This window comes from Fusobacterium sp. (assembly GCF_019012925.1).
Classification (GTDB): Bacteria; Fusobacteriota; Fusobacteriia; order Fusobacteriales; family Fusobacteriaceae; genus Fusobacterium_A.
Map to the genome: position 1 here is coordinate 39,276 of NZ_JAGIRL010000049.1, position 9,671 is coordinate 48,946.

Genomic DNA, 9,671 nt, shown 5'->3' on the forward strand with positions numbered 1-9,671 from the left:
TTGCTAAGCGAGTGGTTTAAAGAAGCCGGAAGGCTATGCATAGACAAAAAAATCTCCTTTGATATAATAAAGTTAGGTTTGCTGACCAATTAAATTAAGCAAAAGAGGATATCATACATATGTTAGTAAGTATTCTACCAAAATTAAGTGTATCAAGTTTTATGGGTTATTTAAAAGGAAAAAGTTCAATAACCAATCGCTTGAAAAGTTTGAACTTGAAAAAGAGTAAATTTTATATTATAATTAAAAATATTAATAATAGGAGTTTCTAGGTTATGACTAAAAAAAATTAGAGAGTTACTAATAACAGAAGGAGAGTTTATCCAAAAGGAAGAGTTGGAGTGAATAGTAATCCTAGATTTAGATATCAACATTATAAAACTAATAGTGTTGGAAGTACTCAAGAGGATTTTGTTTAAATTTACTAGAAGCTTTATTATATTATAGATAAAATACTGTATTTGAAGGAAAAATATAATTTATTAAAATAATATTTTGGGGGAGTTTTATGAAAAGAGTTTATATAATGTTAGTGTTAGTTTTATTTCTTTTAGTAGGTTGTTCCAATACTCTAATAAGAACAGAATTTTTGACAAATAATAAAAATTTAGTTAAAATAGAAGTTACTCAAGAAAAATTAGGTCTTTTAGATAAAGGAATAGGATTAATTATAGAAAATCTAACAAATGAGGTCTTGGAAATAGATTGGAACTCTTCTAGTTTGGATGGAGATTCTGTTATTATAAGTGGGCAGTTATACAGTCAAAGAAATACTTTGTTACCAAAGACAGTTTTAGCTCCGTACTCAAAAACTACAAAATCTATAAATAAGACAAGTAATATTGATGATTTCTGGGTAGAGGGGGGAGAAAAAGCACTTGAACTTCCAGTTAAACTTGTATTACATATAACAGTAAATAAGAAAGAAGAATATGTAATTTTGAATCTTATTGAAAAAATAAAATAATAGTGGAGGTTGCAAATCAGTAGTTAAAAATTATTAGTTTGCAACCTTCTTTTATATTAGATATTATCAAAAATCAGAAAGTATAATTGTTTTATCTTTTTGACTTAGAGCTATCAAATCTTCACTAAATCCTTCTTTAGAAAATAGGATAAAATACTCTTTTCTACTATTGTTGTTCCAGTTTACTTTTTTACTCTTTTCTTTCAATGAAAATAAGACACTTAAACCTACTTTTTTATTACTCCACTTACATTCACCAAAAATTATATCTTTATCACCCAATGCAACAATATCAATCTCCTCATTATTGTTCCACCATCTTCCAAGTTTTTTTATAGGGAATGGAATTTGTAAATTACTGAATAAAGTTTCTCTAGCCAATTCCTCATATATTTTAGATACCCAAAGATTAAATTCATTTTTAATTTTATCTAGAGGATAGGTTAAATTTTCGATTTCTAAATAACTTTGATAAGGATAAACATAGCTAAACCAAAATTTCAAATAGTTATCTTTAATTTTATATAATCCTTTTTTACTATTTTCTAAATTTTCGGTAACAGGAACTTCCTTTTCTAATATATCTAAATCTATTAATTTAGTAATATAAGGTGTTATTCCATTTGAATTTAATTCAAGATTAGAGCAGATAGAAGATAGCTTAGTATTTCCTGAAGCTATAGAATTTAATATAGAAAAATATCTTGATAAATCATTAATCTCCTCTTGAAGTAAAAATTTTGGTTCTGAATACAGGAAGTTATCTTTATTAAAAATATTATTCTCTATATTCCACAGAGGAGATTCGGTTTTATCAAATTCTAAAATGTATTTTGGAATTCCACCAGTTATTGAGTAAAATTCAATACGTTCTTTTTTTGATTTATTTTCAAAGAAATCTTTATAGTATTCAAAAGTAATAGGTTGAAGCTTTATTTGAGCTGTTCTTCTTCCATAGAGAGGACTATCATAGGATAGAACCTCAGAATACATCATAGAAATTAAAGAACCGCACAGAATAACCATAATATTTTTATGACACATTTTTTCATCATATATTCTCTGAAATATAGAGGAAAACCCCTTATTTACAGAACATAGATATTGAAATTCATCTATAACTAGAATAAATTTTTCATCATCTCTAATTTTATTTATAAAATAGTCAAAAATTGTGTCCCAGTCATTAATTTCTATTTTTTTTAAAAATTCATCTTTAAAATATTCTGCCAATTGCTTTTTAAATCTACTAATTTGAAGTGATTCATTTTGTTTGTCAGCAAAAAAATAAAAAGCATTTTTATCTTTTATAAATTCTTTTATAAGTGTAGTTTTTCCTGTTCTTCTTCTTCCATATAAAACAACAAAACTTTTTTCTCGAGTATATTCTTTTTCTAAGGTAGCCATCTCTCTTTTTCTGTTAATAAATTTCATTTTATCACCTCGAAAATTATATTCTACTATATTATACCACTTTAATAAATATAATTCAAATTATGATAATTTAAATTATCATAATTTAGATTATCTTTTTTACCGATTATAAAAATTTATCATTTTTTATTTTTATATAATTTTTTATACTAATTTATTTTTTTACATAAAAAAAATATATCAATATCAATTTTTTTTATTAATAATTTATAAAAAGTTAAGAATTTTTTGAAAAATATTAAAAAAGTAATATATAAAATTGATTTATTCTATTGATAAATTTGAAGTTATAAAGTATAATCATATAGACGAACTTTAAAATAGGGGGGATAACAATGAAGAAAAAATTTAATATGCCTGACACGTATGTGATAATATTTTTTGTTGTAATATTTGCAGCAATACTTACACATACAGTTCCAGTGGGGAAATTTCAGATGGAAAAGGTAACTTATATTACTGAGACAGGTGCAGAAAAAACAAGAGTAGTTCCAATTGCAGGAAGTTTTTCTTATGAGTTAAATGAACAAGGAAAGCCACTTGTAGAGGGAGTAAAGTTTTTTGAGCCTGGAGGAGAAGTTGGAGTTTCTAACTATGTATTTGAAGGGATTGTAAGTGGAGATAAATGGGGAACAGCTGTTGGAGTAATAGCTTTCTTGATAATAACAGGTGGAGCATTTGGAATTATCTTAAGAACTAAATCTGTAGAAGCTGGATTATTTTCATTGATTAAAAAGACAAAGGGATCAGAATATCTATTACTTCCAATTGTATTTTTCTTCTTTTCTTTAGGAGGAGCAGTATTTGGAATGGGAGAGGAAGCGATTCCGTTTGCAATGGTATTGATACCAATAGTAATTGGAATGGGATACGATGCTATTACAGGAATATTAATAACTTATGTTTCAACTCAGATAGGGTTTGCAACTTCTTGGATGAATCCATTTAGTGTTGCAATAGCTCAAGGGGTAGCAGGAGTACCAGTATTATCAGGAGCTGGATTTAGAATATTTATGTGGGTATTCTTCACAGGATTAGGTATAGCATATACATTGAGATATGCTAAAAAAGTAAAAGAAAATCCAGAAAGCTCTATTTCATATGCTTCAGATGCATTTTATAGAAATGAATTTAATCTATCAGAACAACAAGAGATGGAATTTAAATTGGGACATAAATTAGTTTTACTAGTTGTAGCATTAGGTATGGGTTGGATAATATATGGAGTATTAAAATTTGGATATTATTTACCTGAGATAGCAACTCAATTTGTAATAATGGGAGTAGTTTCTGGAATCATAGGAGTTTTATTCAAACTTGAAAATATGTGTGTAAATGATATTGCACACTCATTTAAAAAGGGTGCAGAAGATTTAATAGGAGCTGCAATTGTTGTTGGTATGGCTAAAGGTATTGTATTAGTTTTAGGTGGTTCTGAAGCTGGAGAGCCAAGTGTTTTAAACACTATACTTAACTGGGTAGCTGAAGGATTAAGTGGACTACCAGCAGCATTCAGTGCTTGGGTAATGTATATATTCCAATCAGTATTCAATTTCTTTGTTGTATCAGGATCAGGACAAGCAGCTTTGACTATGCCTATAATGGCACCATTATCTGACTTAGTTGGTGTACCTAGACAAGTTGCTGTTCTTGCTTTCCAACTTGGAGATGGATTTACAAACCTAATAGTTCCAACATCAGGAATTTTAATTGCCATATTAGGAATAGCAAAACTAGATTGGGTAGTTTGGGCTAAATATCAAATTAAACTACAAGGAGCTTTATTCTTCTTAGGTTCTTTATTTGTTGTAGGTGGAGTTTTAATGAACTTACAGTAATTTATATTATATTTTAAGTGACCAATTGATAGTAGTGATATCTTTTGGTCACTCTTTATTTTAGGAGGTATAGTGCAACAATTTTTTTATATTTTATGTTATTTAAGTTTTCTTTTAATTTTGGGAGTTATTATTAAATCAAAATTTAAAATTTTTCAAGATCTATTTATTCCAGCATCAATTATTGGTGGAACAGTTGGTTTACTAATAGGTCCTGAAATTATGGGGAGAGTATTTAATATCTCTACTCCAGTAGTGTGGAGCAAAGAGATCTCTTTACTCCCAAGTTTATTGATTATTCCAGTAATTGCGAGTATTCCCTTAGGAATGAATCTAAAGATAAAAAATAGTAAGGGTGAGTTTAGAGATATTTTAATAACAGGATTCATTCTATTCATAGTCACATTTCTTCAATTGTGGATAGGGTATTTTGTAAATTTTGTCTATAAATATATATTAAATAAACCCCTATATGAAACTTTTGGTGCTGAATTAAATACAGGATTTGCTGGTGGTCATGGAACAGCAGGAATGATAGGAAGAGTTTTGCAAGAGATGAATATGGGGTATTGGGAGACAGCTCAAGGAATAGCTACAACCACTGCTACTTTTGGACTTATAGGTGGAATTTTATTTGGAATAGTTTTAATTAATAGAGCATGTAAAAAAGGAGAAACAGCTATATTAAAAAATCCAAGTGATATACCTTTAGAGTTGAAAAGAGGGTATTATACAGATATTTCAAAACAGAACTCATTGGGAAGAGAGACTATGTTAGCATCATCAATTGATACTCTAGCTTTTCATATGGCACTTGTTTTCTCAGTATGTGGTCTTGCTTATATAATTTTAAGCTTAGTGAAGAAATATAGGGTGCCAGTTCTTTCATCAATATCTATTTGGATATTTGCAATGTTATTAATGATGATTGTATGGCAGATTATAAAGAAATTAAATTTAGAGTGGTGCATAGATGTGAAGGTGAAGAGTAGAATCTCAAGCTTATTTACAGAGTTTGCAATAGTGAGTGCCATAACTTCACTTCCTCTTAAAGCGGTATTTACATATTTTTATCCAATAATTATCATGGTAATTTTGGGATTTTTAGGAACTTGGTATTGTATAAAATACTATTGTTATAGATATTTCAAAAATAATTACCCATTTGAAAGAGCAATATCAATGGCAGGAACTAGTTTTGGAGTATTTTTTACAGGTATGTTACTTTTAAAAATCTGTGATCCAGAGTTTAAGTCACCAGTATTGGGAGATTACTCTTTAGGATTCTCTTTAACAGCATTAGTTGGACCGTTTATGATCATATATTCGATAACTTTGAGTTCGCTATATAATCCAGTGATACCAGTGATATTCCATACTATATTAATTATAGTTTTCTCACTTGTAATTTATAATATAAATAGAAAAAAATAATCTGATTTTTATATTGACAGTAAAAAATTATTTTTATATTATATAGTAATAAATATAGTATTCTATGTAAATATTAATAATTTTGGAGGGAGAAAATGTATAAAAAGAAAGATGTTATTATAACGGGTTTTGCTCTTTTTGCTATGCTTTTTGGTGCTGGAAATCTTATTTTTCCACCTATGGTAGGATTTATCAATGGAGATAAATGGGCTCTAGCAACAATAGGATTTATATTGACAGGAGCTGGATTTCCACTTTTAGCTATATTTACTTCAGCTTTTGCTGGAAAGGATTTAGATAGCTTTGCTAAGAGGGTGTCACCTAAATTTAGTAAGTTTTTTAATGTGGCTTTGATACTTGCTATAGGTCCATTGTTAGCCTTACCTAGAACAGGAGCTACAGCCTTTGAGATGATTTTTTCAAAGGGTGGTAGTAACTATAACATGTATAAAATTATCTTTATTGTTGTTTTCTTTGGAGTATCACTTTTATTCTCTTTGAAATCTAGTAAGGTAGTGGATAGAGTTGGAGCTATATTGACACCAATATTATTAGCAGTACTTGCAATAATAATATTTAAAGGGGTATTTTTTCCTATTGGAAACTCTATTACAACTGTAAAAGAGTTAGCACCATTTAAATATGGATTTTTAAATGGTTATCAAACAATGGATACATTGGCAGCTATTGTTTTTTCAGATATTATTTTAAAATCAATTAGAAAAGATAAGAACCTTTCACCTAAGCAAGAGTTTTTATTTTTACTACAAACGAGTTTAATTGCTATTGGAGGATTGGCTATTGTCTATGGTGGTTTGAGCTTTATAGGAAGTACAATAACAGATGAGGCATTGAAAGGTGCTGGAAGTGTTGAGCTACTAACTTCAATAGTGAAAACTTTATTGGGAAATAGTGGAAAAATAATTTTAGCAATCTGTGTTACAGGGGCTTGTATAACAACAGCAATTGGATTAACTGCTACTGTGGCTGATTATTTTAGTGAACTTACAAAGATATCATATGAGAAATTAGCAGTGATCACTACTGTTATAAGTATTATCTTTGCAATGTTTGGAGTGGATATAATAATAAAACTAGCTGTTCCTGTACTAGTTTTTCTATATCCGATTGCAATAGCTTTGATATTTTTGAATATATTTAAAAATAATATAAAAAATGACAATATTTTTTTTGGAACAGTTATTGGAGCTGGGGTTATAAGTGGTTATGAAGCTTTACAAGCTATGGGATATAGTATAGAATTATTTGATAAAATATATTCAGTAATTCCATTGACATCTTTAGGATTAGCTTGGGTATTACCAGCAATATTAGGAGGAGTAATTTTTAAGTTCATTCCTAAAAAATAGAGCGATTAGAAAAAATTATTAATTTAAGACAATAATAAAAAGAGCAGGTTGGTACTTGCTCTTTTTAGCTAATTATTTATCTAATTCAGCTTTTAATCTATTCAACTCATTTTCATCATTAAAACCAATATGAAATATTTGAGTAGCTCCAGCTATTTTTAACCACTCTTCACACATCTTAATATTTTGACCCTTATCAATTTTGGTGATTACCCCAATTATTTTTTTGCCCATAAACATATTGGAGATATTAGGAGGAAACATTGTTTGAGTGTCCTCTGAACTCTGAACAAAGATGACCTTTTCAACATTCATAGAGCTTACAAGTAGATTTCTAAGCATCATCTTGTTCTCAAGATACTCACCAGGAGTATCAATATATCTATCATCATAGGATATCATCTGAGTTTTTGAGTATTTAACTTCACTACCTTTTAATCTTTGTATGAGAGTAGTCTTACCACTTCCTGTTTTTCCCACTAGCATTATCTTCATACTATGACCTCGTACACTCACAAATTGAGAATTTTAAAGTGTTTTCTAAAAAATTTAAGACACTGTTAATAGATGTTTCAACACTTGAGACCTTACCATTAATAACAAGTGTTCCACTGAATCTATCCAAGAATCCGATCTCTATTTCTCCTGCTTTAGTAGCAATATCAGCCCCTATGATTGCAGCTTCCCCAGGTGTGATTGTAAGTATTCCAATAGCTTGAGTTGTTTCAATATTTAGCCCCAATTTGTTACAGATATCCTTATCTGGATGTGCAATAATATGTGCAAGTGTTATCTGCTTTCCTGGTACATATTCCTGTATAACCCTATTTTTTTCCAAATTTACTCCCCCTTACTATATTTATCAACTATCTCCTTCTGATAATTTTTTGATATTCTCATCATATTTGTAATTAGATCTACATAGTATTTTTCATATTTTTTTTCCTCAATGAGTTTTTTATTTCTTTCAATAACCTCATTTTCTCTAGAAGAATCTAAAATGTCTAAGTTGTTTTCAATTTTGAAATTAATAACCTCTTCAACAGCTTTCATTCTCTCTTCAAAAAGCTTAGCAATCTCTTTATCTACCCTATTTATCTCTATTCTAGCTAATTCTAATCTATTCATACATCTCTCCTTTTTTTAATTATACCACTATTATTTAATAAAAAAAAGTTGTAAAATATAATAAAATTTTAAATTAAGGAGAATGAGATGAAAGTTAAAATATATCCGTCTAAAGCTGAAGGAGATATAAAGCTCCCACCTTCTAAAAGTATGGCTCATAGAGCGATAATATGTGCTACTTTAGCTAGAGGAAAAAGTAAAATAGAAAATATAGCATATTCAGAGGATATTTTAGCAACTATTGCAGGAATGAGAAAATTAGGAGCAAATATCTCTGAGATGGAAGATAGTCTGATAGTAGAGGGGATTGAGGATTTTTCAAAATTTGATGATAATAAAATTGATTGTAATGAGTCTGGCTCTACACTGAGATTTTTTATACCTATCTTCTCTCTCACTGGAAAAAATATAGAGTTTTATGGGAGAAATAGATTATTAAAAAGACCACAGAAGATATATGAAAAAATATTTAAGGATCAGGGGTTAGTATTTGAGCAAGATGATGAGAAGATTGTAATAGATGGAAGTTTAAAGTCAGGAGAGTATGTAGTAGATGGAAATATCAGCTCACAATTTATAAGTGGACTACTATTTATACTTCCTTTACTCAATGGAGATTCAATAATAAAAATCAATCCTCCATTTGAATCAAAATCATATGTGGATTTAACGATTGATATGCTTAAAACTTTTGGTGTAGAGGTTGAATATAGAGATGAACTGGAGATTTACATCAAGGGAAATCAAAAATATAGAGCAACTGATTATAAAGTTGAGGGAGATTATTCACAACTTGGATTTTTTGCAGTGTTGGGAGTTTTGAATAATGATGTAGTTTGTAAAGGGTTGAAGTTAGACTCAAAACAGGGAGATAGAGAGATTATAAATATCATAAAAAGAGCAGGGTTAAAAGTTGAAGAGCAAGAAGATGGATATAAATTTTATAGTGGAACTCCTAAGGAGATGGATATAGATTTAGAGAATTGTCCAGATCTTGGCCCTATTTTAACAGTTTTGTTAGCTTATGGAGAGGGAAAATCTAAAATTTATAATGCTCAAAGATTGAGACTGAAAGAGAGTGATAGAATTGAAGCTATGGAGATTGAATTAAAAAAAATGGGTGTTGAGATCTCCTCTGATGAAAGTAGTATAACTATTGTTGGAAAGAGTAGTTATAACTCTTGTATAGATGTTTTTGGACACAAAGATCATAGAATTGTAATGAGTTTGGCTATAATGGCTACTCTCTTAGATAAACCTCTTACTATTGAAGGAGCAGAGGCTATTAATAAATCTTATCCTAAATTTTTTGAAGATTTATCAAGCTTAGAGATAAAAATAGAGTATTTATAAAAAAAGAATGGGGCTGTTGCAAACTTAATAGCTATATGTTTTAAAATTAGCTAAAGAGATTTTTTAATCTCTTTGGCTTTTTTATTTTTAAAATAAAAAAAGGTATAAAGTACTCGAAATTTTTTCAAATTTCTAATACAATATACC

The 9,671-nt window shown here is 28.8% G+C and carries 9 protein-coding genes and 1 pseudogene; 6 read left to right on the top strand and 4 right to left on the bottom strand.

Annotated elements, in window-relative coordinates; all coding sequences use genetic code 11:
- Positions 1 to 107: 107 nt before the first annotated feature.
- Together QZ286_RS09330 and QZ286_RS09335 are read left to right on the top strand one after the other, a co-directional pair.
- Positions 108 to 191 (top strand): annotated as a pseudogene (locus QZ286_RS09330) (transposase); the annotation flags it as partial.
- A 317-nt stretch (positions 192 to 508) separates the two neighbouring features.
- Positions 509 to 967, top strand: coding sequence for a hypothetical protein (locus QZ286_RS09335; RefSeq protein ID WP_291256695.1), 459 nt, complete (start codon positions 509 to 511; stop codon positions 965 to 967).
- A gap of 66 nt (positions 968 to 1,033) precedes the next feature.
- Here QZ286_RS09335 and QZ286_RS09340 read toward each other — a convergent pair whose 3' ends face one another.
- Complete coding sequence (locus tag QZ286_RS09340) at positions 1,034 to 2,401, bottom strand: ATP-binding protein (RefSeq protein ID WP_291256696.1); 1,368 nt, start codon at positions 2,399 to 2,401, stop codon at positions 1,034 to 1,036.
- A gap of 335 nt (positions 2,402 to 2,736) precedes the next feature.
- On the opposite strand from QZ286_RS09340, the gene yfcC reads away from it, so the two are divergent.
- The 3 genes from yfcC (at position 2,737) to brnQ (ending at position 7,043) form a co-directional block, all read left to right on the top strand.
- Complete coding sequence (gene yfcC, locus QZ286_RS09345; protein WP_291256697.1) at positions 2,737 to 4,239, top strand: putative basic amino acid antiporter YfcC; 1,503 nt, start codon at positions 2,737 to 2,739, stop codon at positions 4,237 to 4,239.
- Positions 4,240 to 4,311: 72 nt separating this feature from the next.
- On the top strand, positions 4,312 to 5,673 hold the full coding sequence (locus tag QZ286_RS09350) for a sodium/glutamate symporter (protein ID WP_291256698.1): 1,362 nt from the start codon (positions 4,312 to 4,314) through the stop codon (positions 5,671 to 5,673).
- A gap of 95 nt (positions 5,674 to 5,768) precedes the next feature.
- Positions 5,769 to 7,043: a branched-chain amino acid transport system II carrier protein gene (gene brnQ / locus QZ286_RS09355; RefSeq protein WP_291256699.1), complete on the top strand. Its 1,275-nt coding sequence runs from the start codon at positions 5,769 to 5,771 to the stop codon at positions 7,041 to 7,043.
- 72 nt (positions 7,044 to 7,115) lie between these two features.
- On the opposite strand, the gene QZ286_RS09360 is transcribed toward brnQ, so the two are convergent.
- From QZ286_RS09360 to QZ286_RS09370, 3 genes are read right to left on the bottom strand one after another with little or no spacing between them, the layout of a single operon-like run.
- On the bottom strand, positions 7,116 to 7,538 hold the full coding sequence (locus QZ286_RS09360; RefSeq protein ID WP_291256700.1) for a EutP/PduV family microcompartment system protein: 423 nt from the start codon (positions 7,536 to 7,538) through the stop codon (positions 7,116 to 7,118).
- A gap of 1 nt (position 7,539) precedes the next feature.
- Positions 7,540 to 7,881, bottom strand: coding sequence for a BMC domain-containing protein (eutS, locus tag QZ286_RS09365; protein WP_291256701.1), 342 nt, complete (start codon positions 7,879 to 7,881; stop codon positions 7,540 to 7,542).
- A 2-nt stretch (positions 7,882 to 7,883) separates the two neighbouring features.
- Positions 7,884 to 8,171, bottom strand: a complete 288-nt coding sequence (locus QZ286_RS09370) for a chorismate mutase (protein WP_291256702.1) — start codon at positions 8,169 to 8,171, stop codon at positions 7,884 to 7,886.
- Between the two features lie 87 nt (positions 8,172 to 8,258).
- On the opposite strand from QZ286_RS09370, the gene aroA reads away from it, so the two are divergent.
- A complete protein-coding gene (gene aroA / locus QZ286_RS09375) occupies positions 8,259 to 9,524 on the top strand; it encodes a 3-phosphoshikimate 1-carboxyvinyltransferase (protein WP_291256703.1) in 1,266 nt (421 codons plus the stop codon).
- Positions 9,525 to 9,671: the final 147 nt, after the last annotated feature.